This is a genomic window from Tardiphaga sp. 813_E8_N1_3 (assembly GCF_051811025.1).
Classification (GTDB): domain Bacteria; phylum Pseudomonadota; class Alphaproteobacteria; order Rhizobiales; family Xanthobacteraceae; genus Tardiphaga.
Genome location: NZ_JBPWQE010000001.1, coordinates 3,513,305 through 3,536,529, shown reverse-complemented (window position 1 = coordinate 3,536,529; position 23,225 = coordinate 3,513,305). Strand labels below are relative to the sequence as shown.

18 protein-coding genes are annotated in these 23,225 nt (G+C 59.7%); 10 read left to right on the top strand and 8 right to left on the bottom strand.

Annotation, left to right across the window (positions count from 1 at the left end):
* The first annotated feature begins 74 nt into the window (after positions 1-74).
* Positions 75-1,175, top strand: a complete 1,101-nt coding sequence (locus AB8A33_RS16795; RefSeq protein WP_439093788.1) for a glycosyltransferase — start codon at positions 75-77, stop codon at positions 1,173-1,175.
* Positions 1,176-2,299: 1,124 nt separating this feature from the next.
* Here AB8A33_RS16795 and AB8A33_RS16790 read toward each other — a convergent pair.
* The 4 genes from AB8A33_RS16790 to AB8A33_RS16775 all read right to left on the bottom strand — a co-directional run bounded on the left by AB8A33_RS16790 (position 2,300) and on the right by AB8A33_RS16775 (position 7,481).
* Positions 2,300-3,904, bottom strand: coding sequence for a class I SAM-dependent methyltransferase (locus AB8A33_RS16790; protein ID WP_439093786.1), 1,605 nt, complete (start codon positions 3,902-3,904; stop codon positions 2,300-2,302).
* 427 nt (positions 3,905-4,331) lie between these two features.
* Positions 4,332-5,402, bottom strand: a complete 1,071-nt coding sequence (locus AB8A33_RS16785; RefSeq protein WP_439093784.1) for an acyltransferase family protein — start codon at positions 5,400-5,402, stop codon at positions 4,332-4,334.
* 540 nt (positions 5,403-5,942) lie between these two features.
* Entirely contained in the window at positions 5,943-6,095 is a 153-nt protein-coding gene (locus AB8A33_RS16780) for a hypothetical protein (protein ID WP_439093782.1), read from the bottom strand.
* An 894-nt stretch (positions 6,096-6,989) separates the two neighbouring features.
* Positions 6,990-7,481 carry a MarR family winged helix-turn-helix transcriptional regulator gene (locus tag AB8A33_RS16775; protein WP_439093780.1) on the bottom strand — a complete coding sequence of 164 codons (492 nt, stop codon included), beginning with the start codon at positions 7,479-7,481 and terminating at the stop codon, positions 6,990-6,992.
* A gap of 247 nt (positions 7,482-7,728) precedes the next feature.
* On the opposite strand from AB8A33_RS16775, the gene AB8A33_RS16770 reads away from it, so the two are divergent.
* From AB8A33_RS16770 to AB8A33_RS16745, 6 genes are all read left to right on the top strand, one after another.
* A complete protein-coding gene (locus tag AB8A33_RS16770) occupies positions 7,729-8,898 on the top strand; it encodes an ABC transporter substrate-binding protein (RefSeq protein WP_439093779.1) in 1,170 nt (389 codons plus the stop codon).
* A 222-nt stretch (positions 8,899-9,120) separates the two neighbouring features.
* Positions 9,121-9,987, top strand: a complete 867-nt coding sequence (locus tag AB8A33_RS16765) for a branched-chain amino acid ABC transporter permease (RefSeq protein ID WP_439093777.1) — start codon at positions 9,121-9,123, stop codon at positions 9,985-9,987.
* Between the two features lie 7 nt (positions 9,988-9,994).
* Complete coding sequence (locus tag AB8A33_RS16760) at positions 9,995-11,038, top strand: branched-chain amino acid ABC transporter permease (protein ID WP_439093775.1); 1,044 nt, start codon at positions 9,995-9,997, stop codon at positions 11,036-11,038.
* Positions 11,035-11,787: an ABC transporter ATP-binding protein gene (locus tag AB8A33_RS16755; RefSeq protein WP_439093773.1), complete on the top strand. Its 753-nt coding sequence runs from the start codon at positions 11,035-11,037 to the stop codon at positions 11,785-11,787. The genes AB8A33_RS16760 and AB8A33_RS16755 overlap by 4 nt, the downstream gene beginning before the upstream one ends.
* Entirely contained in the window at positions 11,780-12,526 is a 747-nt protein-coding gene (locus AB8A33_RS16750) for an ABC transporter ATP-binding protein (RefSeq protein WP_439093772.1), read from the top strand. Before AB8A33_RS16755 ends, AB8A33_RS16750 begins: the two co-directional genes overlap by 8 nt.
* Positions 12,527-12,557: 31 nt before the next feature.
* Entirely contained in the window at positions 12,558-13,676 is a 1,119-nt protein-coding gene (locus AB8A33_RS16745) for a cobalamin-independent methionine synthase II family protein (RefSeq protein ID WP_439093771.1), read from the top strand.
* Between the two features lie 86 nt (positions 13,677-13,762).
* On the opposite strand, the gene AB8A33_RS16740 is transcribed toward AB8A33_RS16745, so the two are convergent.
* Positions 13,763-15,073 carry a UDP-glucose dehydrogenase family protein gene (locus AB8A33_RS16740; RefSeq protein WP_439093769.1) on the bottom strand — a complete coding sequence of 437 codons (1,311 nt, stop codon included), beginning with the start codon at positions 15,071-15,073 and terminating at the stop codon, positions 13,763-13,765.
* A 179-nt stretch (positions 15,074-15,252) separates the two neighbouring features.
* Here AB8A33_RS16740 and AB8A33_RS16735 point away from each other — a divergent pair, with 179 nt between their 5' ends.
* The 3 genes from AB8A33_RS16735 (at position 15,253) to ahcY (ending at position 19,426) form a co-directional block, all read left to right on the top strand.
* Complete coding sequence (locus AB8A33_RS16735; RefSeq protein WP_089268228.1) at positions 15,253-16,608, top strand: hypothetical protein; 1,356 nt, start codon at positions 15,253-15,255, stop codon at positions 16,606-16,608.
* 60 nt (positions 16,609-16,668) lie between these two features.
* Positions 16,669-17,862 (top strand): methionine adenosyltransferase, encoded by a 1,194-nt coding sequence (metK, locus tag AB8A33_RS16730; RefSeq protein ID WP_089268239.1) that lies wholly within the window; start codon positions 16,669-16,671, stop codon positions 17,860-17,862.
* A 142-nt stretch (positions 17,863-18,004) separates the two neighbouring features.
* Positions 18,005-19,426, top strand: a complete 1,422-nt coding sequence (gene ahcY, locus AB8A33_RS16725) for an adenosylhomocysteinase (RefSeq protein WP_089268227.1) — start codon at positions 18,005-18,007, stop codon at positions 19,424-19,426.
* 54 nt (positions 19,427-19,480) lie between these two features.
* On the opposite strand, the gene AB8A33_RS16720 is transcribed toward ahcY, so the two are convergent.
* From AB8A33_RS16720 to AB8A33_RS16710, 3 genes are all read right to left on the bottom strand, one after another.
* Positions 19,481-20,506: an LLM class flavin-dependent oxidoreductase gene (locus AB8A33_RS16720; RefSeq protein ID WP_439093767.1), complete on the bottom strand. Its 1,026-nt coding sequence runs from the start codon at positions 20,504-20,506 to the stop codon at positions 19,481-19,483.
* Between the two features lie 78 nt (positions 20,507-20,584).
* Positions 20,585-21,283: a fumarylacetoacetate hydrolase family protein gene (locus AB8A33_RS16715; protein ID WP_439093765.1), complete on the bottom strand. Its 699-nt coding sequence runs from the start codon at positions 21,281-21,283 to the stop codon at positions 20,585-20,587.
* A 78-nt stretch (positions 21,284-21,361) separates the two neighbouring features.
* Entirely contained in the window at positions 21,362-23,164 is a 1,803-nt protein-coding gene (locus tag AB8A33_RS16710) for an ABC transporter ATP-binding protein (protein WP_120290659.1), read from the bottom strand.
* Positions 23,165-23,225: the final 61 nt, after the last annotated feature.

The following is a 23,225-nucleotide window of genomic DNA, read 5'->3' as shown; positions in this document are numbered from 1 at the left end:
TGCTGCGGCGGAATAATCCGGATGAAGGTCTAGCTGGGAATTTGCGCGGCATCCGGGCCGGGGGCATTTTAAACGTGGCGTCTGTACTTCAGTTGATTTCATCCCTGACCGTGGGTGGGGCCGAACGGCTGCTGATCAACTTTGCGGCCAGTTGCGAACCGGGTGCGGGCGTGCCGCAGGTGTTTGTCGTCATCAATGACCGACTCAATCCCGATCTCGCCGCCGAACTCTCCGCCACCCGTCACCCGATCTATTTTCTGAAACGCGAGCCGGGCAATCGCAATCCGCGCATTATTCTGACGCTGCTCAATATCATTCGCCGCCATGACATTCGCGTCATTCACGCTCATGACAGCGGGGCGAAACATTTCGCGATGCTGAGCAAACTGTATCGGCCCATGAGCGTCGGCTACACGATCCACAATACCGGCATCGCAGGTACCTGGGATCGCGTGAAGCTGCGCCTGCACCGCCGCTTCGTCGACTGGAACATCGCCATCTCCGCCGCCGTCGAACGCGAATGTCAGGCCGTGCATCTGCAGCGGTTGTTTAAGGTGCATAACGGCATTCCGCTGGGCGCCTTCCGCGCCGTGGCCCGCGAACGTCGCTTTGGCTCGCCGCTGCGGCTGATCAACGTGGCCCGCATCTATCCGAAACAGAAGGGCCAGGACATCCTGATCAAGGCGATCAGTCTCTGCGCGGCGCGCAGGCTCGACATTCGTTGCGATTTCGTCGGCAGCCCACCAGAGGGCGACGAGTCGACCCTCCTAAGTTTGAAGGCGCAGGCGATCGCCGAGAACGTCGCTGATCGCGTTCGCTTTCTGTGCGGGCGTACTGATGTGCGCCGTCCGCTGGACGAGGCCGATATCTTCGTCCTGCCATCGCGTTTCGAAGGTTTCGGGCTGGTGCTGCTCGAAGCCATGGCAGTCGGCCTGCCTGTCATCGCCGCGGATGTCGATGGCCCGGCCGAATTGCTGGTGGACGGCTCGAATGGTATCAAATTCAAGGTCGGATCCGCCGAGGATCTCGCCGACAAGATCGCGGCGCTTGCGGCGCAGCCCGAGCTCGCCGCGAAGATCGCAAGGACGGCGAAGGATTTCGTCACCGAATTCGATATCGCAAATATGCGCGACCAGTATTTCGGCATCTACGGGCAGATGATGAAGGTGAGCTAGCCTGATGTCTTGCGTGCGCGCTTCGAGTGTTTCAAACATCCGTTCTAAAACAAACTGCGGGTCAGGCGATTTGAACTGTACGTAGCTGCCCACGACAGCCTGAGCGTCCTCGACGGCGTCGTTGATGATGTCGATGTCGCGCATTATTGATCCCTCACGAGCTTGTAGCGGTTGTGCCACTTCGGGTCTTTGTCGACGGAGTGGTGGACCGGAGGGCCTTTCGGAAAGAGAGCCTGCATCATACCGAGCCGTGCGAACTCGATCGGCCCGTCGTACTCGGCGGCTTGGATCAAGACGTGCATCGCGTTCTGCCACGGCGGGGCGTCGTGCGTCTGCTTTGGTAGGCGGGTGATATACTCGCCGGCGTCCTGCAAAGGGGTTACGGCTGATTAGTTCCGGCATCGGGCCTTCTGGCTTGCTTGCCCGGTCTTTCGGGCGGGCGTATAGGGAGCGGTATGAATCTCACTCGGCAATTCGCGTTGATTTTCTGCCTCGCACTGTGCGCTTGCTCAGGCCAAATCCAAACGCCGGTCGCAGACTTGGACCCAATCGCGCCACCTGAGACCGTTGCTATGACGAAGGCATTCACGGTAGCAGCGAAGGACGCAAAACTTTCTGATCCACTGGAAGTTTCCGCAGCGCGTCCGGCCGGCCCCTTGGCGCCTGGTGCACCGGGCGCCTTTGTGGCGTGCTTACGGGGTGTTCAGCCGGGCAGTGGCCGAAAAGAGTACGCCCTTTTCTTCAAGAGAAAAGATCCGGTGGTTCAGAGGCTTGCTCTCAATCCGGATGGCTGTAGCGACGATATATACGTTCCGTTTCATCGCGTACCGGACGACATTAAGAAACCGTCCTAATGAGGCAAAAGGTTAATTGTCGAGCGGTCGGTCGACTTCCGGCGTCTGGCCCTTCCCCATGAACATGCTGCCGCACTCGTGCATCTCGATGATGCCGTTGCTGACTCGCCCTAGCTTTCCAGATCGAGCGAATAGTGCCGCAGATTTTGAACGATGTGATCGGCTACGGCCTGAGCCTGCTGGCCGATGGCGCGGAGACCACGGCTCGCCACCCCAAAGCGCGGTCGCGCACAACCGTGACGGACCGGACCCTGGAACATTCAGCCCCCGTCATCGCGGAATGTGTCGTGTTTGTTCTGCCTTAAGACCGAACCAGCGCTCGCAGCGTTTCACCATACGATTTCGTAGCGTGTTACATCGAATAGGTGTCCGGCGCTTAACGTCAAAAGACGACAATTCCAGGCTTTCGTCGTCGGCAAAAATGCGAATTTCCAGTGCAAACGGTTTATCTGGCGTAGTGCCTGTTAAGTTGACCGTGATCTTCTCAAACCGATCCGGGATCGCTTGAAAGTGTGCCGTTTGGATGCCGTTGACCAAGATCTCTATTGTTGGGGATTTACCAGTCGGTTGCCTGCGTGTTTTAATTTGAAACGACAGCGTATTCGTCTTGCTATCTCGGGATAGAAACCAGCGCGCTCGCCTGTATGCGGTGCGATGGGAGCGCATCGTCGGGGCACGCCATCCGTTTAATAATTCGAACTTTGTTTGATGCCTTCCCGGAAAAGGCGAGTTCACATACTGAACAGGAACAAACGTGGCGAGTTCAGATAACGCCAATTTTGAGTCATGAAGCCATCCCCCGAAAGTTCCGGCTGATAGTAGGCTGGCTTTCTGATTGAGCGCAGGAATGTCTGTGTCGCGGGTCACAGTTACTTTGAATGCAAGAGAGCCGCCGCATTCTGAGAGGGCATCTTGGTCGGTTGCGAAGTCCCATCTGTTTAAAGAGGTCCCTGATTTTCCTTGAGAACTAGCAAACTCGCCAGAAAGATTGTGTGTGTAAAGATCTACCGACAGACTCGGGGATAATCGCTTCAGGGTGTCAACAAATTCAGAGAATGGGGGAGTTCGTTCGTTGACCCCCATCAAGACCGGAACTGACGCGTCGAATGTCTTCAGTTCCCTTTCCTCCCCATGAGAGGACGGCCTGTATGAGTCGCAGGTTGTGATTAGAGTGCCTCCAACCTTTAAAACTCGGATCGCCTCAGACATCGCAGCACTTATGTTCCGCATGTGATGAAGCGCTGCATTGCAAAACACAGCATCAAACGTCTTCGAGCGGAAAGGTAGAGCGTGGGAAAATCCTCCATACCAATTGATCTGGGGGAATTCTTTCGCGCCGCTCTCCGCCAAGATGGGACTACACTCAAGAGCTACGACTTGAGCGCCACGCATGGTTAGGCGATGACTGTCGAAACCTAGGCCTGCACCGAGGTCTAAGACGAGCTTCCCTTTCAGATCCAGACCAGCGGAAAGCGTTTTTACTTCCAGCCATTCATAGTAGCGATTGAGAAGGAATGGGGATTGCGCGTCACGTCGACTGGCCACAAATTGAGCTTTGTCGTCAGCGGAATGATAAGCTTCAAGCATACCATCCCAGTGCTCAACCGTTGCCGGCGTAACACCAAATTTTCCGCGATTGTCGATGTTTGCAGCTATCTCAATGAGCCCGAGTAGGTCGGCCTCTTCGTAGGCTCCGAAGAATGGAACACCGAATACGGTGTCGAATGCCGCATGACAGCTTTGACACACGTACCGCTCATGGGAAATACCGGAAGCATCTGGCCTCTTCCTGTTGTCGTTGAGGTCCGGTGACGTACAGTGTGGACATTGGAGAAATCCATCAATCAGACGAGTATCAAACGGTGTATTCGACACGGAAAAACCTCGCTTTCTGAGAGCCGGCAGTATCCGCGTATTTAGCTGGTGAAACAACCCAGGGTAACGCGATGACCGTCGCTGTCTCGTGGCGGGCTGGTCAATCTTCGTCGGGCTTAGCTGTGTGATTTAGCCGTGAAAGGTAGCGGCGGTGCCGTATCCCGCTAATCCATCTCACAAGGGCCGCGATGAGCATTCCAGCGATGCTCAATATCAAAATGATTTGGAAAACTTCGATCATCGGGCCAGGATAGCACAGGCACCCATGGTTCCCAAAGCACCGGCCTAAGACGGCTAGGCGGCTTCGGTCTTGGCTTGAGAACACTTACATAACTGGAGAACAACCTATGACAATCGCCGCACTCGTTGCGTCGGGACCCCTGCGCATGGGCGCAACGAGGCCGGCCGTTGTGCGGTTGCCGCCTAACTATGACGCATTTTGAAAACCGTCTATTTCGCGTGGGCGCGGCATCCGCGACTTGAACGTGACTAGTCGCCCAAGCGCAATTCCAGGGATCTCGACGTAGCGCATCGAGAGATACGCGATCGGAATCGTCAGGCCGACTGTGAAAAGGGAGGTCAAAAGACCACCCTCGATCGGATGAAGGTTGATCCAGTCTAACCTTTTTGCGTACCCGCAAACGTAGACGAAGATCGCAAAGTTAAAGAGGTAAAAGCTGTAGCTGATCCGCCCTAGGAACTGGCAGACTGGTGCTTCCAGCCAACGTCCGAAAAAACCGGCGCGACTGTAATAAATCATGGTGACGAGCAACCCGATCGAGATTTGCTGCAGGGTGCCCTTAAATATGATCGCTATTAGTAAGACTGGCGCGATCGACCAACTCGGGAGGCGGCTGGCGATATTTTTGCCGACTTTCGTGGGGACGATCATTCCGAGAGCGAAGTAGATCCAAAAGCCTCGGAACGTACCGGGAAATGGAAGATCGGGCATCCGAAAAAATACCCAGGAGCCTATGAACGTAACGAGCATGCCAGCGACGCCGCCAATACGCCAAGCGAGATATACGAGAAGCACGAACGCCACACCCACCATCTCGACGTTAAGCGTCCAAGTGACGCCATTAATGCGGAAGTCGTAGAGCGTTGAGTTGATCAGAAAATCGGAGATAGTAAATGGATTTTCGAACCACACAAAAACTGCCATGTTGAACAGCAAGCTGGCGATCATTGCTGGATAAATTCTGAAAATGCGCCGAATTGAGAATGTGAAACTCTTCGCAAGAAGTGGTGCGCGCTCACGCATCAAGCTATTGAAGAGGACGACCCCGCTCAGCACGAAGAAAACGAAGACTGCGGTCTCGCCGTTGAAGAGCTTGAGAACTGCCTTAGCGAACCAGTCATGCGGGCCCGATAAATCAGACAGTTTCCCGTAACGATCCATGAGATCGCCGTCGATACCCAAGATCGTGTGGAATACCGCAACATTGAGTGCGGCGACGCCGCGAAGCCCATCTAACTGGATATTTCTGACGACCATAGTCTCCGAAAGCCCCAGCTGGATAAATCTGCGGAGTGCTTGCGCTTAACAGCTAAGCACCAGACTTGAAACATGGAGATTCATGATGAGCGTCGCTGCCCTTGCGGCGGGCGGTCTCACTCGTCCGGTGGCGGACTAGGCGGTGCTGCCACAGTTCGAATATCTCGCGGAGAGTAGAGCCAGAGTTTGGTGCATCTCGGGCACTTAAGGCTGAACATCGCTGGCAGCGGATCGGGCACGTCAAGACGGATGACAAAAGCGCAGCCCACGCAATCTAGGGCCGATTGACCACTCGCGGTCATATGAGCAAACTTTCAAAACCTTCTCGTAGCACAACATCAGGACGATCCAATGACGTCAATTGCCGCACTCGTTGCGCCGGGACCCTTTCGCATGGGCGCAGCGGGGCCGGCCGTGAAGACCATGCAACTGGCGCTGAAGGGGAGGGGATAGGCGCTCCGATCGCATCTTGCCTGACAAGGTCTGCTCGTCGCCATTGGACAGTCTGCCCGGCGCGTTTGAAGCAAGTTTGTTTCAGCTTCAGTCCTGTCGGCGTGTAATGCGGGCACGTTCCAAAATCTCAATCGCTTCGTCATAAGCGCTGTCGGCTTCGCCTGCTTCTTGGATGAGCCGCCACCCTTTCGCAGCCGGCTTTTCTCTCAAACTCTTTGGAATCTTTTCTGGCTTTGCCATCGCTCAACTCGGTGTTGAGCCCCTTTGCCAGCGATCACGATACGCCTGTCGCGACTCATTTTCGATGTCGCAGAGTGTCTTGAAGAGCTTGAAACGTCGTTTTCTGTCTGAGCTAGCGAGTCTTCCGCCAAACAACTAACAAAACAAAATACAAGAATCGAAGTGATAGCAACCATCTGCTTGTCGTATTCTAAGATGCGTATTTTTCAGACAGAATAATCGTTGCTAACAGAGGAATTCGGCGCATTCTGATCACGGGTCGAAAGCCAAACTACACTAGCCGAAGAGCCATGCAGTAAGTCGGCGATCATAAAATATCTGTCCAGGGGGCGCACGCGCATGTCCAAGGCGCGAGCCTAAAGGCGTGCGAGGCCGTCTAGTGTCGGTCATTTCGCCTCTGGACTTTCACAACTGCTCGAAAGGAAAATCACTATGCGCAAATTACCAACAGCAATCCTCGCCGGCGTTCCAATCGTCAGCCACAGCGCCATCGCGGATCAACTGAACTGTAAGGGCGTCGAAATGCTCATCTGGAGGCGAAGACTGCGGCGTCCTGCTTCGGGCTCACGTAAAGTCGGGTATGGCCGCACGGATGCTGGCTCCGCTCGGAGGCTAGGCCATTGGCCAGTCCGTTGCATACCAGACAATATGGTGGGGATCGACGCCGTTATGATCCACACGATGGCTGCACAAGTTTTGGCCGCTAGATCCGAGGCGCTGGGCGAATCTAAACGGGCTTCTCGAACGGCCTAAAAGGCAGGATCCTAGCGGGTGTGCTTCCGGGGGGCTTCCGGCGACAAAACAGAGAAGGCGGGTTTACGCCCTAAGTCATTGAAAAGACCGGTGCTGCCAGACAGGATTGAACTGTCGACCCCTCCATTACCAAAATGTGCCTCAGACGGTAGTCTTCCGCCGCGGTGTCGATGGTTTGCGAACCTTTACCGCGTTGACCGCTGGTGCCTGTGCCAACAGGCGGCCCAGCATGTCAATCAGCTTCTCGACTTCCTTCTCATCGAGGCACTCCAGCAGGATCCGTTCGCGGTCCAGCGCCAGTTCGATGATCCGGTCATGCAGCGCGCGCCCGGATTTGGTCAGGATGACGACACGCCTGTTGTCGCCGGCCAGATCGGTCACTGTCACGCTGCCGTTATCGACCAGAGATTTAAGGGTGCGACTGACTAGACCCTTGTCGAGGTCGAAATACTGGCAAATCTGTTGTGCGGTGCACGCGTCCTCGCTGGCGAGCTTCGAGAGGATTCGCCATTCGGTGACGCCGACGCCGAATTCGCGCCGATAGGCACTCGAAGCACCCGCGGCGAGCTTGTTGCCCAGGAAATTGATGAGCGCCGGTACATATCGTCCATGGTTGATCACCGGCTTTGTCATCTGGATACGATCTGCAATCTGAAATGAACGGAATCGAGCGGCCCGTGAATGCTTGGCTAGACTTTAGCAGCATGCCACGATGCGTCGGAATTACGCAGTTCAACAGACCGCGTTGTGTTGTCAACCCAGCCGTTGACAGGTCAACATGGCTCCGTTATCGCGGGCGATCATCATCGCGGGCGACAGCGTATGGGGACTATGACTTCACGGCCTTGAAGAGCCGGCATCACCTACAGAGGAGGAATTAATGCTGAGGAATTTCATTTCCGCGACGGTAACCGCTGTCAGCGTGTTGTCTGTCGGCGCAATCGCGCAGGCGCAGGAGAGCGTCAAGATCGGCCTGATCGTGCCGATGACCGGGGGCCAGGCTTCGACCGGCCAGCAGATCAATAACGCCATCAAGCTCTATCAGCAGAAGAACGGCGACACCGTTGCCGGCAAGAAGGTCGAAATCATCCTCAAGGACGACGCGGCGCTGCCTGACAACACCAAGCGCCTCGCGCAGGAACTGATCGTCAACGAGAAGGTCAACATCATCGCCGGCTTCGGCGTGACGCCGGCTGCGTTGGCCGCTGCGCCGCTCGCGACCCAGGCGAAGGTGCCGGAAATCGTGATGGCTGCCGGCACCTCGATCATCACCGAGCGTTCGCCCTATATCGTGCGCACCTCGTTCACGCTGGCACAGTCCTCCACCATCATCGGTGACTGGGCCGCCAAGAACGGCATCAAGAAGGTCGCTACGCTGACCTCCGACTACGCACCGGGTAACGACGCGCTGCAATTCTTCAAGGAGCACTTCACCGCCGGCGGCGGCGAGATCGTCGAAGAGGTCAAGGTGCCGCTCGCCAATCCCGATTTTGCGCCGTTCCTGCAGCGCATGAAGGACAGCAAGCCCGACGCGGTGTTCGTGTTCGTGCCCGCCGGGCAGGGCGGCAACTTCATGAAGCAGTATGCCGAGCGTGGCCTCGACAAGTCCGGCATCAAGGTGATCGGACCCGGCGACGTGATGGACGACGACCTGCTGAACAATATGGGCGATGCAGCGCTTGGCGCCGTGACCGCGCATCTGTATTCGGCAGCGCATCCCTCGGCGATGAACAAGGAGTTCGTTGCGGCCTACAAGAAGGCGTACAATACGCGCCCGGGCTTCATGGCCGTTGGCGGCTGGGATGGCATTCATCTCGTCTACGAGGCACTGAAGAAGACCGGTGGCAAGGCCGATGGCGACAGCCTGATCGCTGCGATGAAGGGCATGAAGTGGGAGAGCCCGCGCGGCCCGATCTCCATCGATCCGGAGACCCGTGATATCGTGCAGAACATCTATATCCGCAAGGTCGAGAAGGTGGACGGCGAACTCTACAACATCGAATTCGCGACGTTCGAGGCGGTGAAGGATCCCGGCAAGGCGAAGAAGTAAGCGACACTTTTTCCGAAGTGTAGTAAGCTCCGCCATCGGCAATTCCCCCCCCCCGCGCTTGCGTGTGGAGGGGTAGGGTGGGGGTGCAACACGCGCCGCTCTTTATGCGGCACCACCCCCACCCGACCGGCCTTGCGGCCGGCCACCCATAGCGGGCGAGGTCGCCCGCTAGACCCCACGCAAGCGCGGGGGAGGGCCAAGAAAGAAAGCACCTGTCGTTTCATGATCCTTCTCACCATTCTGTTCGACGGCATCGCCTACGGCATGTTGCTGTTCGTGCTGGCGTGCGGGCTGGCGGTGACGCTTGGGCTGATGAACTTCGTCAACCTCGCGCACGGCGCCTTCGCCATGGCGGGCGGTTATGCCTGCGCGATCCTGGTCAATCGCGCGGGCCTGCCATTCTTTGCGGCTTTGCCGATTGCTTTCGTGGTGAGCGCTGCGATCGGCGCCGTGCTGGAGCGTTCACTCTATCGGCACCTCTATACGCGCAGTCATCTTGATCAGGTGCTGTTCACCATCGGCCTCGTCTTCATGTCGGTGACCGCGGTAGACTACTTTATGGGGTCGTCGCAGACCTTCATCCATCTGCCGGATTACCTGCAGGGCCAGATCAATCTCTTCGGCCTCGGCGTCGGACGCTATCGTTTGATGATCATCGTCATCTGCGGACTGCTCACGGTGGCGCTTCAGATGATCCTGTCCAAGACCCGCTTCGGTAGCCGGTTGCGCGCCGCGGTCGATGATCCGCGCGCCGCGTCGGGTCTGGGCATCAACGTGCCGCAGGTGTTCGCGCTGACCTTTGCGTTCGGCTGCGGATTGGCTGGCATGGGCGGCGCACTTGGCGCAGAAATCCTCGGCCTCGATCCGTACTTCCCGCTGAAGTTCATGATCTACTTCCTGATCGTTGTGACCGTCGGCGGTTCGTCCAGCATCACTGGGCCATTCCTGGCTTCGCTGCTGCTGGGCATCGGTGATGTCGCCGGCAAATATTACGTGCCGAAGCTCGGCGCCTTCGTGATCTACACCATGATGATCGTGATCCTGATCTGGCGCCCGAACGGCCTGTTTGGCCGCACCGCGGCGCGGTGAGGGCGTCATGACAGCCAACAGCACCACCCATCCGGAAGTCGGCACCTTCGCCATGGCGCGCGCGCGATGGCGCTGGCCTGAAGTCGTGTTCTGGCTCACCGCCGCGGGCTGCATCCTGCTGTTCCCGAACCGTTACCTGATCCTGACCGAGATCGCCTGGCTCGCGCTGTTCGCGCTCTCGCTCGATCTCATCCTCGGCTATGCCGGCATCGTTTCGCTCGGCCATGCCGCATTCTTCGGCTTCGGCGGCTATGCGGCGGGACTGCTCGCATTGCACGGCATCGTCACCGAACCTGTGATCGCATTGGTAGTTGCCGGTCTTGCCGCGATGGCGCTCGGCTTCGTGACGAGCTTCCTCGTCATGCGCGGTTCGGATCTGACGCGGCTGATGGTGACGCTCGGTATCGCGCTGTTGCTGCGCGAACTCGCCAACCGCTTTTCCAATATCACCGGTGGTTCCGATGGCCTTCAGGGCATCGAGATGGCGCCGATACTCGGCCAGTTCTCCTTCGACATCTTCGGCAAGGTCGGCTTCATCTATTGTCTCTGCGTGTTGTTCGTCCTGTTCCTGCTGGCGCGACGCATCGTGCATTCGCCATTCGGCCTCTCGCTGCGAGCGATCCGCAACAATCCGCTGCGCGCCTCGGCCATCGGCATTCCCGTCAATCGCCGGCTGATCGCGATCTACACTATCGCCGCCTTCTATGCGGGCGTTGCCGGTGCACTCTCGACGCAGACGACGGCACTCGCCTCGCTCGACGGTTTTGCCTTCGATCGCTCGGCGGACCTGATGCTGGTCCTGATCATAGGCGGCACCGGCTATCTCTATGGCGGGTTGATCGGTGCAGTGATCTTCAAATTGCTGCTGGAACTGTTCTCGACAATCACGCCGCAATATTGGCAGTTCTGGATCGGTGCCGTGCTGGTGGTCATCGTGTTGATCGGCCGCGACCGGATGCATCGCTGGGCGCTGTTTCTGCCGCGCCTGATTGCAAGCAAGTTCGGTCGTGCCAAGACTCCGATCGCTGCGCCGGAAGGTAAGGCGCCATGACGATCGCGCTTGAGACCGTCAATCTCGAAAAGTCCTTCGGTGGACTCCGGGTCACGCGTGACTTGTCGCTGAAGATCGAGGCCGGCGCGCGCCATGCGCTGATCGGTCCGAACGGCGCCGGCAAGACCACCGTGATCAATCTTCTGACCGGTGTGCTTAAGCCGAACTCCGGCCGCATCCTGCTCGAAGGCAACGACATCACCGGCCTGCCGGTGCACAAGCGCGTGTTGCGCGGGCTGTCGCGGACCTTCCAGATCAATCAGCTCTATCCCGACATGACGCCGCTGGAGACGGTCGGTCTCGCTGCGTCCGAACATCTCGGCCATGGCAGCGACTGGTGGCGTCGCATGGGCACCCGCAGTGACGTCAATGATGCGATCGCCGAAAACCTCGCGCGCTTTCATCTGCTCGACGTGATGAACGAGCCGACCGCGACATTGCCCTATGGCAAGCAGCGCCTTCTTGAGATTGCCGTCGCCATCGCCACCAAGCCGCATGTGCTGCTGCTCGACGAGCCGGCTGCAGGTGTGCCGGAAAGCGAGCGCCACGATATTCTCTCGGCCGTCGCCAGCCTGCCGCGCGACGTCACGGTGCTGCTGATCGAGCACGACATGGATCTGGTATTCTCCTTTGCCGATCGCATCTCAGTGCTGGTCGCGGGCGCCATGCTCGTGGAAGGCCCGCCGGTTGAAGTCGCGCGCGATCCGCGCGTCAAGGCCGTGTATCTGGGCGAGGGCGCTGATGTCTGATCTTCTCGACATCAATGACCTACGCGCGGGCTACGGCGAAGCCGTGGTCATCCCGAAGATGACGCTGCAACTCGGCGAAAGCCAGGTGCTGGCACTGCTCGGACGCAATGGCACCGGCAAGACCACGCTGATCAATTCCATCGTCGGCGTCACTCGCCGCTTCAGCGGCACGCTGAAGCTTGGCGGAAAAGACATCACATCGCTGCGGCCGGACCAGCGCGCCCGCGCCGGCATCGGCTGGGTGCCGCAGGAGCGCAACATCTTCCGCTCGCTCACCGTGGAAGAAAACATGACCGCCGTGGCGCAGCCTGGGCCATGGGACGTCAAGAAGATCTACGAGATGTTTCCGCGGCTCGAAGAGCGCAAGAACAATTTCGGCAACCAGCTCTCCGGCGGCGAACAGCAGATGCTGGCGATCGGTCGGGCGCTGACGCTCAATCCGCAAGTGCTGCTGCTGGATGAACCGACCGAAGGCCTTGCGCCGATCATCGTCGATGAATTGCTGGCGGCGCTGGGCAAGATCACACGTGCCGGCGGCATCTGCTCCATCATCGTGGAACAGAATGCACAAAAAATACTCGGGCTCGCCGATCGTGTCGTGATATTGGAACGCGGTACCATCGTGCATGATGCAACGAGTGCAGCGTTGAGATCCGATCCTGCCGTGCTAGAGCATTTCCTCGGCGTCGCCGGCGCGGCCGGCAGCAAGAATAAACACACGGCCGGCACACCCGGCTGATCTGCAAACCGAGCATTCTGGAGTAACGACTATGCAGAGAACCAAAGCCCCGTTCCGTGCCGACGAAGTCGGCAGCCTGTTGCGGCCCGCATCGATCAAGGAAGCGCGCGCCAAGCTGGAAAAGGGCGAGATTTCGGCCGACGACCTGCGCAAGGTCGAAGACATCGAAATCGAGAAGGTTGTGCATCGCCAGGCCTCGACCGGCCTCAAGCTCGCCACCGACGGCGAGTTCCGTCGTTCGTGGTGGCACTTCGACTTCCTCGCCAAACTGACCGGCTGCGAGCTCTATCACCCCGACACCGGCATCCAGTTCACCGGCGTCGAGACCCGTCATGACTCGGTGCGCGTGATCGGCAAGGTCGATTTCCCCGACGATCATCCGATGCTGGCGCACTTCGAGTTTCTGAAGAAGCATTGCGACACCGCCGGCGTCACCGCGAAGATGACCATCCCGTCGCCGGCGGTTCTGCATTTCCGCGGCGGTCGCAAGGCGATCTCGAAGGAAGTCTATCCGGATATCGAAGTGTTCTTCGAGGATCTCGCCAAGACCTATCGCAAGGCGGTGAAGGCGTTCTATGACGCCGGCTGCCGTTATCTGCAGTTCGACGATACAGTCTGGGCCTATCTCTGCTCGGAAGATGAGCTGAACAAGGTCCGTGCGCGCGGCGAAGATGCCGACAATCTGCAGCAGATCTATTCGCGCATCATCAATTACGCGATCGCCGAGCGTCCTGCGGATATGGTGATCACCACGCATGTCTGCCGCGGCAACTTCCGCTCCACCTGGATTTCGTCGGGCGGCTACGAGCCAGTGGCTGAAACGCTGCTCGCTGGTACCAATTACGACGGCTACTTCCTCGAATACGATTCGGACCGTGCCGGCGGCTTCGAACCGCTGCGCTTCCTGCCCAAGGGCAACAAGGTCGTCGTGGTCGGTGTCATCACCTCGAAGTTCGGTGAGCTCGAGAAGAAGGAAGACATCAAGGCGCGCCTGCAAGAGGCTTCGAAGTTCGCGCCGCTCGAGCAGCTGGCCGTGTCGCCGCAATGTGGCTTCGCCTCCACCGAGGAAGGCAACATCCTCAGCGAAGAAGAGCAGTGGGCCAAGCTCAAGCTCGCGGTCGATGTCGCGAACGAGCTTTGGGGCAAGTAAGCCCGTTGTCGCCTGACCGGCGGCTCGCCAACAAAAATGCCCGGCTTTTGCCGGGCATTTGCATTTAGTCTCCTGACGATGAGCTTTCAGGACTTGCCGCGGCCCACGCTTTCATAGGTGAAGCCGGCCTTCTCCATCTCCTCGGGGCGGTAGATGTTGCGCAGATCCACGATGACCGGCTGCTTCATCTTCTTCTTCACTTGCGCGAGGTCGAGTGCGCGGAACTGTTCCCATTCGGTCACAATCACCAGCGCGTCGGCGCCAGTCGCGCATGCATAGGCATCGTCGCAATAGGTGATATCCGGCAGTTCGTGCTTGGCCTGTTCCATGCCGACGGGATCGTAGGCCTGCACGGTCGCGCCGAGATCCTGAAGCGCGGTGATCAAGGGGATCGACGGCGCCTCGCGCATGTCGTCGGTGTTGGGCTTGAACGTCAGTCCGAGCACGCCGACGGTCTTGCCGCGCAGATTGCCGCCAAGCGCGGCAGACACCTTGCGGGCCATGGCGCGCTTGCGGTTATCGTTGACGGTGAGGACGGCTTCGACGATCCGCAGTGGTGCGTCATAGTCCTGACCGGTCTTGACCAGTGCGCGGGTATCCTTCGGAAAACACGAGCCACCGAAGCCGGGACCAGCATGCAGGAACTTCGCGCCGATGCGGTTGTCGAGGCCGATGCCACGCGCGACGTCCTGGACATCTGCGCCGGTCCGCTCGGCCAGATCAGCGATTTCATTGATGAACGTGATCTTGGTCGCGAGAAATGCGTTGGCGGCGTATTTGATCAGCTCGGCGGTGCGCCGACCCGTATACATGATGGGCGCCTGATTGAGATAAAGCGGGCGATAGATCTCCGAGATCACCGTGCGTGCGCGCTCGTCGTCGGTGCCGACAACGATCCGGTCCGGATGCTTGAAGTCGCGGATCGCGGCGCCCTCGCGCAGGAATTCCGGGTTTGACGCCACGGCGACGTCGGCGTCGGGATTGGCTTCCTTGATGATGCGTTCCACATCGTCGCCGGTGCCGACAGGCACGGTCGACTTGGTGATGACCACGGTAAAATCGCACAGGTTGGCGGCGATCTCGCGCGCGGCGGCATGCACGTAGCTGAGATCAGCGTGGCCATCGCCGCGGCGGGACGGGGTGCCGACCGCGATGAACACGGCATCCGCCGTCTTCACAGCTTCACTGAGGTCGAGACTGAAGCCGAGCCGGCCGCTTTTCACATTGCTGGCCACCAGCGCGTCCAGGCCGGGCTCGAAGATCGGGATCTCGCCACGGAGCAGGGCGTCGATCTTGCTGCTGTCCTTGTCCACGCAGATCACGTGGTGCCCGAAATCGGCGAAGCAAGCGCCGGATACGAGGCCGACATAACCAGTGCCAATCATGGCGATATGCATGGGAGATTGCCTTTGTCTTGAAGATCATTCTGAAGAGCGCTTCGCGGCTGTGTTTTAGCAGAACACCGTGACTTGCACACCGCGGCGGCGATGCCGGATCACGTATATCATCTGTGGGCAGATCGTGCTAAAGAGTGGGCCAAGCATAATTCTGCCCACTTCCGGTCACATCCCCGCACATGAAGAACGATCAGATCCTCGGAATCATCTCGGATTTCTGCCGACAGGCGGAGATGGCGGAGTCGACCTTCGGTCGCCGGGCCGTCAACGACGGCAAGCTGGTGAATCGCCTGCGTGAGGGAAAGCGCATCACCATCGACACGCTGGAGCGAATTCAGGCCTTCATTGCCCAATCGATGCCGGAGGGCGTGCCGCCGCCACGCGGGCTGGAGCCGCCAATCGAACGGCGCGATCCGCGCAGCAATTTCCGCTTCTTCGAGAACCGGCAGAAATACCTGCTGTTCGTCCATACCTGCTCGGAAAAGCGGGTGATTGCCGATCGCGTCGGGCTCGAATTGGCCAGCATCCATCCGCGCCCGCCAGCGCTGCGGGTGTTCGATGCGGGCGTCGGTGACGGTACGGTGCTGGCGCGGGTGATGCGCTCGATGCACGGCCGGTTCCCGCATATGCCATTCTATATCGCCGGCAAGGAGCTCAGTCTCGAGGACGTCCGGCTGACCCTGGATAAGGTGCCGGATCGGCTGTTCGAACATCCAGCCACGGTCTTCGTGCTGACCAACATGCACTATGCCGAGGCGCCCACACTGACCCCGGCATCGCCCGCCGCCGCAGCCGCCATGATCTGGCACGAAGTTCCGCTGCGGGGGGCTTCGTCCGGCGAATTCGCCGACCAGATCGCCGGACTTGGAGCTTTTCTTGAGGACAACTGGCGGGCCAGCATCAACCCCCGATCAGGCATGCCGACCTATGAACGGCCCGTGGCGCTGGTGGTTTATCGCGAGGATCACCGGTTCCTGCTGGATTCTATTATCCCCCGCGCAGGGCGCACGGAGGCCAATTTTGACCTGATTATCGCCTCCCAGCCCTATCGGGCGAAGTCTTCGGTGCAATTTCGGGCCAAACGGATCATGGCGCCGCTGGCCCGGGCGCTGCGGGCAGGTGGGCGACTGATCGGTATCCACTCGCATGGGCAGGACCCCGGTATGGAGATCGTTCAAGCCGTCTGGCCCAAAGAAAATCCTTTCGCCGTGAGCCGGCATGAGCTATTGCGGGCGGTGAAATATGAGCTGGGCTCAGCCGGCCGCGATCTGAACTTCAATGCCTATTCCGACCAGCGGTCGATCTTTCGCTACGCCATGGAGGCGTTGCCGAACGAGGTGACCGGATCGATCGGAACTTCGACGGCTTTTGCAGCGTGGAACGCGGCGGTTTACGTGGCCCAAATCGAGGATGACCGTTTGACGGAAGTGACGGAGAGCGGCCGTTACCTGGATGCCACCCGAGAGGTTCTGCGCAAGCACAACGGTCTCTGGTTCTACGACGAATCCTACGTCATCTCGCGGCGTCGCGACTGACATTTCCGGAACAATCTGACGAAGGCTGCCGGGCTCCGGCGCAACCTAGAGGACCAGTTGATGCGCGCGTCTTATCTCTTCACCAGTGAATCGGTTTCCGAAGGCCATCCCGACAAGGTCTGCGACCGTATCTCCGACGAGATCGTTGATCTGTTCTTCCGCGAAGGCCCGAAGGCGGGCATTGATCCTTGGGATATTCGCGCTGCCTGCGAAACCCTTGCCACCACCAACAAGGTTGTGATCGCCGGCGAGACCCGCGGTCCATCCACCGTCACTAACGACCACATCGAAGCCGTCGTTCGCGCCGCCATCAAGGACATCGGCTACGAGCAGGACGGTTTCCACTGGAAGACTGCCGACGTCGAGATTCTGCTGCATCCGCAGTCGGCAGATATCGCACAGGGCGTCGATGCCAAGCAGCCGACCAATGCCGAAGAAGGCGCTGGCGACCAGGGCATCATGTTCGGTTATGCCACCAACGAAACGCCCGAGCTGATGCCGGCGCCGATCTTCTACGCGCACAAGATCCTGCGCCTGATCTCGGAAGCCCGTCATGCCGGTACCGAAAAGGTGCTCGGCCCCGACTCCAAGAGCCAGGTCACCGTGCAATACGAAAACGGCAAGCCGGTCGGCGTGCGCGAAATCGTCGTCTCGCATCAGCATCTCGTTGAGGACATGACCTCGAACCAGGTGCGCGAACGCGTCGAGCCCTACGTCCGCAAGGCGCTGCCGGATGGCTGGATCAGCGACAAGACGATCTGGCACATCAACCCAACCGGCAAGTTCTTCATCGGCGGACCCGACGGCGACGCAGGCCTGACCGGCCGCAAGATCATCGTCGACACCTACGGCGGCGCGGCCCCGCATGGTGGCGGTGCGTTCTCGGGCAAGGACTCCACCAAGGTGGACCGTTCGGCCGCTTACGCTGCGCGCTACGTCGCCAAGAACATCGTTGCTGCTGGTTTGGCCGACAAGGCGACGCTGCAGCTCGCTTATGCCATTGGCGTAGCGCGCCCGCTGTCGATCTATGTCGACACCCACGGCACCGGCAAGGTCGCTGACGATGCCATCGAGAAGGCCGTCGCTGCCGCGATGGATCTGACGCCGCGCGGCATCCGCAAGCATCTCGATCTTAACAAGCCGATCTACGCCCGTACGTCCGCCTACGGTCATTTCGGTCGCACGCCGGACGCCGACGGCGGCTTCTCCTGGGAGAAGACCGACCTCGTCGATGCGCTGAAGCGCAACGTCTAACCACAAATTCGTCGTTCCGGGGCGTGTGCGCATCTTCGCGCACACGAACCCGGAACCCAGAAGTGACTATCACATCGAGATTCCGTGTTCGCTCGCGAAGGCGCGAGCGCTGCGGAATCGCTCTCTCATCAAGGATTAAAACATGACCGCCCCCAACGGTTTCACGGACTACATCGTCAAGGATATCAATCTCGCGCCATTCGGCCGCAAGGAGCTCTCGATCGCAGAGACCGAGATGCCCGGCCTGATGGCCACCCGCGAGGAATTCGGCCCGAAGCAGGTTCTGAAGGGCGCGCGTATTGCCGGCTCACTGCACATGACCATTCAGACCGGGGTGCTGATCGAGACGCTGAAGGCGCTCGGCGCTGACATCCGCTGGGTCTCCTGCAACATCTATTCGACCCAGGATCACGCCGCTGCCGCGATCGCAGCCGCCGGCATTCCGGTGTTCGCCATCAAGGGCGAAAGCCTCACTGAATATTGGGACTACACCGCCAAGCTGTTCGACTGGCATGGCGGCGGTCATCCCAACATGATCCTCGACGACGGCGGCGACGCCACCATGTATGTCCATCTCGGCCTCAAGGCCGAGAACGGCGACACGGCGTTCCTGGACAAGCCGGGTTCGGAAGAAGAGGAAGTGTTCTTCGCGCTGCTTAAGAAGCAGCTCAAGGAGAAGCCGAAGGGCTACTTCAAGGCGATCGCCGACAGCATCAAGGGCGTCTCGGAAGAGACCACCACGGGTGTGCATCGTCTGTACGACATGCAGAAGGCTGGCACGCTGTTGTGGCCCGCGATCAACGTCAATGACTCCGTGACCAAGTCGAAGTTCGACAACCTCTATGGCTGCCGTGAATCGCTGGTTGACGGCATCCGCCGCGGCACCGACGTCATGATGTCCGGCAAGGTCGCCATGGTTGCCGGCTTCGGCGACGTCGGCAAGGGCTCGGCCGCTTCGCTGCGCCAAGCCGGTTGCCGCGTGCTGGTGTCCGAAATCGATCCGATCTGCGCATTGCAGGCGGCGATGGAAGGCTATGAAGTCGTGACCATGGAAGACGCCGCACCGCGCGCCGACATCTTCGTCACCGCGACCGGCAACAAGGACATCATCACCATCGAGCACATGCGCGCGATGAAGGATCGTGCCATTGTCTGCAACATCGGTCACTTCGACAACGAGATCCAGATCGCCACGTTGAAGAACCTGAAGTGGGACAACATCAAGCCGCAGGTCGACGAAATCACCTTCCCGGACGGCAAGCGCATGATCTTGCTGTCCGAAGGCCGCCTGGTGAACCTCGGCAACGCGACCGGACATCCGTCCTTCGTAATGTCGGCCTCGTTCACCAACCAGACGCTGGCGCAGATCGAACTCTATGCCAACAACAAGGACGGCAAATACAAGAAGGAAGTCTACGTCCTTCCGAAGTCGCTCGACGAGAAGGTAGCCCGTCTGCATCTCGCCAAGATCGGCGTCAAGCTGAGCACGCTCAGCAAGGAACAGGCTGCTTATATCGGTGTGAAGACCGAAGGCCCGTTCAAGGCGGACCACTACCGCTACTGAGTTTGTTTTGACGAATTGAAGAAGAAAAGCCCCGGAGTGATCCGGGGCTTTTTGTTATTTGAGCATCTCTCGGACCATCGGAATGACCTTTGTTCCGTATAGCTCGATACACGTCATTAGCTTCTCGTGTGGCAATGGTCCCGCGCTGTATTTCAGATCGAAGCGCGAAATTCCGAGCGTCTCTGCTGTCTTCGCAATCTTCTTTGCGACTGTTTCGGGCGATCCCACATAGAGCGAGCCGTGTTCGGCTTCCTGATCAAATTCGCGGCGCTGCATCGGCGGCCAGCCGCGCTCCTTGCCGATGCGATCGCGCATCTGCTTGTAGTCGGACCACAGTTCCTCGCGGGCCTGCTCGTCGCTGGCAGCGACATAGCCAGGTGAATGCACGCCTATCGGCTTCACCGGCCGATCAATCTGCGCATAGGCGCGATGATAGAGATCGACATAGGGTTTGAATCGCTCGGGCTCGCCGCCGATGATCGCCAGCATCAAGGGCATGTCATAGCGCACCGCGCGAACAACCGACTCGGGACTGCCACCGACGCCAATCCAGGTCATCAGCCTGCCGGCATCGATCGGTGGATAGACGCGCTGATTGGTGAGTGGCGGGCGGGTCGTGCCGCTCCAGGTTACTTCCGGCTCGGACGCGAGCGCGGCGAACAGATCGAGCTTGTCCTCGAACAGCGTCTCATACTGGTCGAGCTTGAAGCCGAACAGCGGGAAGGATTCGGTGAACGAGCCGCGGCCGAGAATGACCTCGGCGCGGCCATTGGAGACCGCGTCTACTGTGGCAAAGCGCTGGAAGACGCGGATCGGATCGTCGGAGCTCAGCACGGTCACAGCGGAACCGAGGCGAATGCGCTTGGTGCGCGTCGCGATGGCCGCGAGCACGACTTCGGGCGCCGATACGGCAAAGTCTGCGCGGTGATGCTCACCGACGCCAAAGAAGTCGACGTCGAGCTGATCGGCGAGGACGGCCTCGTCGATGACATTCCGGATGACTAGTGCATGTGACAGCATTTCGCCGTCTGTGCCACGTGTGACGTCACCGAACGTGTCGAGACCTAGTTCGAGCGGCATGGATCGCTTCCCTGATGGAGCCGAAACGAAAAAGGCCGCGCATCATGCGCGGCCTTTCGCAGTAAAGGCGTGCGGCCCTTACTTGGGCGCGGTGATTTCGAACTTCAAGGTGCCGATGCCATCGACGCCGCATTCGACCTTGTCGCCAGGCTGCAGCGCCGCAACGCCGGCCGGGGTACCGGTCAGGATGACGTCGCCGGCGCCGAGTTCGACCTGCAGCGAGAGCTTCGCGATGATCTCGGCGATATTCCAGATCATCTCGGACAGGTCACCCTTCTGGCGTTCGGTACCGTTCACCGAGAGCCAGATCTTACCCTTGGAGGGATGGCCGACCTTCGAAGCGGGCACCAGCGCGCCGGTGGGCGCTGACATGTCGAACGACTTTCCGATTTCCCAGGGCTGCTCCTTCTTGCGCGAGACGGTCTGGAGGTCGCGGCGGGTGAGATCGACGCTGACGCCGTAGCCCCAGACGTGATCGAGTGCCTTTTCCGGCGAGATGTTGAGGCCGCCGCTCTTCAGCGCGACAACGAGTTCGACCTCGTGCTGCATGTCCTTGGTCAGGGTCGGGTAGGGGATCTCGCTGCCATCCGGCACGATCATGTCGGCGTGCTTGGCGAAGAAGAAGGGAGGGTTACGCTCGTCATTGCCGAGTTCGCGGATGTGCTCGAGATAGTTGCGGCCTACGCACCAGACACGGCGCACCGGGAATTTCGAAGTCTCGCCCTGAACGGCGATGGCGGCCTGCGGCGGAGGTGCGATAACGAACGATGCGGTCATGGACGGCTCTCGGGCTGGTTGTGAAGGCTGGGATCAAAACGAATGCCGCGCTTGCGCGGCAGAAAACAGAAGCAAGTCTTACGCCGACGCCTCGAGCGGGGCCAGCGGCGAAGCATCACGATGTTGCAAGCGGAAGAACGAGGCGTAGCGCCCGCCACGGCGCAGCAGATCGTCGTGGCGGCCGCGCTCGACGATCTCGCCGCCTTCGACCACCAGAATGGCGTCGGCATGCATGATGGTGTGCAGGCGGTGGGCGATCACGATCGTGGTGCGATTCTGGCAGAGATGCTCGATGGCTTCCTGCACCGATTTTTCGGATTCGGAATCTAGCGCTGCGGTAGCTTCGTCCAGCAGGATGACCGGCGCGTTCTTCACCAGCGCGCGCGCAATGGCGATGCGCTGGCGCTGGCCGCCGGAGAGTTGTGCGCCGTGCTCGCCGACCGGCGTCTCATATCCGAGCGGGAAGCCCATGATGAAATCATGGGCGCAGGCGGCCTTGGCTGCCGCGACGATCTCGTCTTCCGTGGCGCCCGGTTTGCCGAAGGCGATGTTCTCGCGGATCGTGCCGCGGAACAGATAGACATCCTGTCCGACATAGGCGGTCTGGCCGCGCAGTGAGCGCCGCGAGACTTGGCCGATCGACTGGCCATCGATGGTGATGTCGCCTTCGCTGACCTCATAGAGTCGCAGCAGCAGTGCCAGCACCGTGGACTTGCCGCCGCCGGACGGACCGACCAGCGCGGTAACCTTGCCGGGCTCGGCGACGAAGCTCATGCGGTTGAGCACGACCTCGTTGGGGCGATAGCGGAACGTCACGTCATGCAGCTCGACGCGCGCATCGGTCAGTTTGAGCGCCGGTTTGTGGTCGTCATTTGGCTCGGAAGCCGGACTGTCCACGATCTCCAGCAGTGTATGCGCGCCGATGATCTGACTGTTGAGATCGATGTTCAGCCGCGCCAGCCGCTTCGCCGGCTCATAGGCCAGCAGGAAGGCGGTGACGAAGGAAAAGAATTGCCCGGGTGTCGCGCCCATCGCCACCACGCGATAGCCGCCATACATCAGCGACGCCGCGATGGCGAAGCCGCCCAGCGTTTCCATCAGCGGGCTAGAGCGGCTGGAGACGCGCGCCATCTTGTTGGCGTTCTGCTCGACGGCCGTGATGCTCGCTTCCATGCGTTGCTGCATGGTCTTTTCGAGCGTGAAGGCCTTCACCGTGCGGATGCCCTGCAGCGATTCCTGCATCACTTCCAGAATTTCGGTGGTACCGGTGAACTGGTTGCGGGCGAGGCCCTTGATGCGGCGGACCAGCTTGCGCAGCACCAGCATGGCGGGCGGCGCGACGAGGAAGCCGAACAGCGCCATATATGGATCCTGCATCACCATCACGCCGACCAGCGCGATCAGCGACAGCAGGTCACGGCCGACGGCGTTGATCAGCAGGCTGAGCACCTGTGTCACCGAATTGGCGCCTGCGGTGAGCCGCTGCAGGAATTCCGATGAATGCCGCTCCGAGAAGAAGCCGATGCTCTCGTTCATCAGCTTGGCAAACAGCCGGCGCTGATTGTTGGCAACGATGGCGTTGGAGATCTTCGAGAGAATGACGGTGTGGCCGTAGGTTGAGGCGCCCTTGATCAGGAAGATCACCACAACGAAACCCGAGAACAGCGCGATCCGCTCGATGCTCTTGTCCACATAGGCCTGATTGATGACCTCGCCGAGCATGTAGGCGGCGCCCGCGGTGGTCGCGGCAGAGACGGCCATCAGCAGGAAGGCCAGGAGATAGCGCCGCCAATAGGTGACCGCCTGTTCGGCGACCAAGCGGCGGATCAGCGCCCAGGCGCCGTAAGGATCGTCAGTGACTTTGCGAGTAATCTTGGCCATCCGCGGTCCAGCGACGGCGCCGGGCAGGGATTTGCCGAGGCGTCAGGGTCAGCTTGCGAAA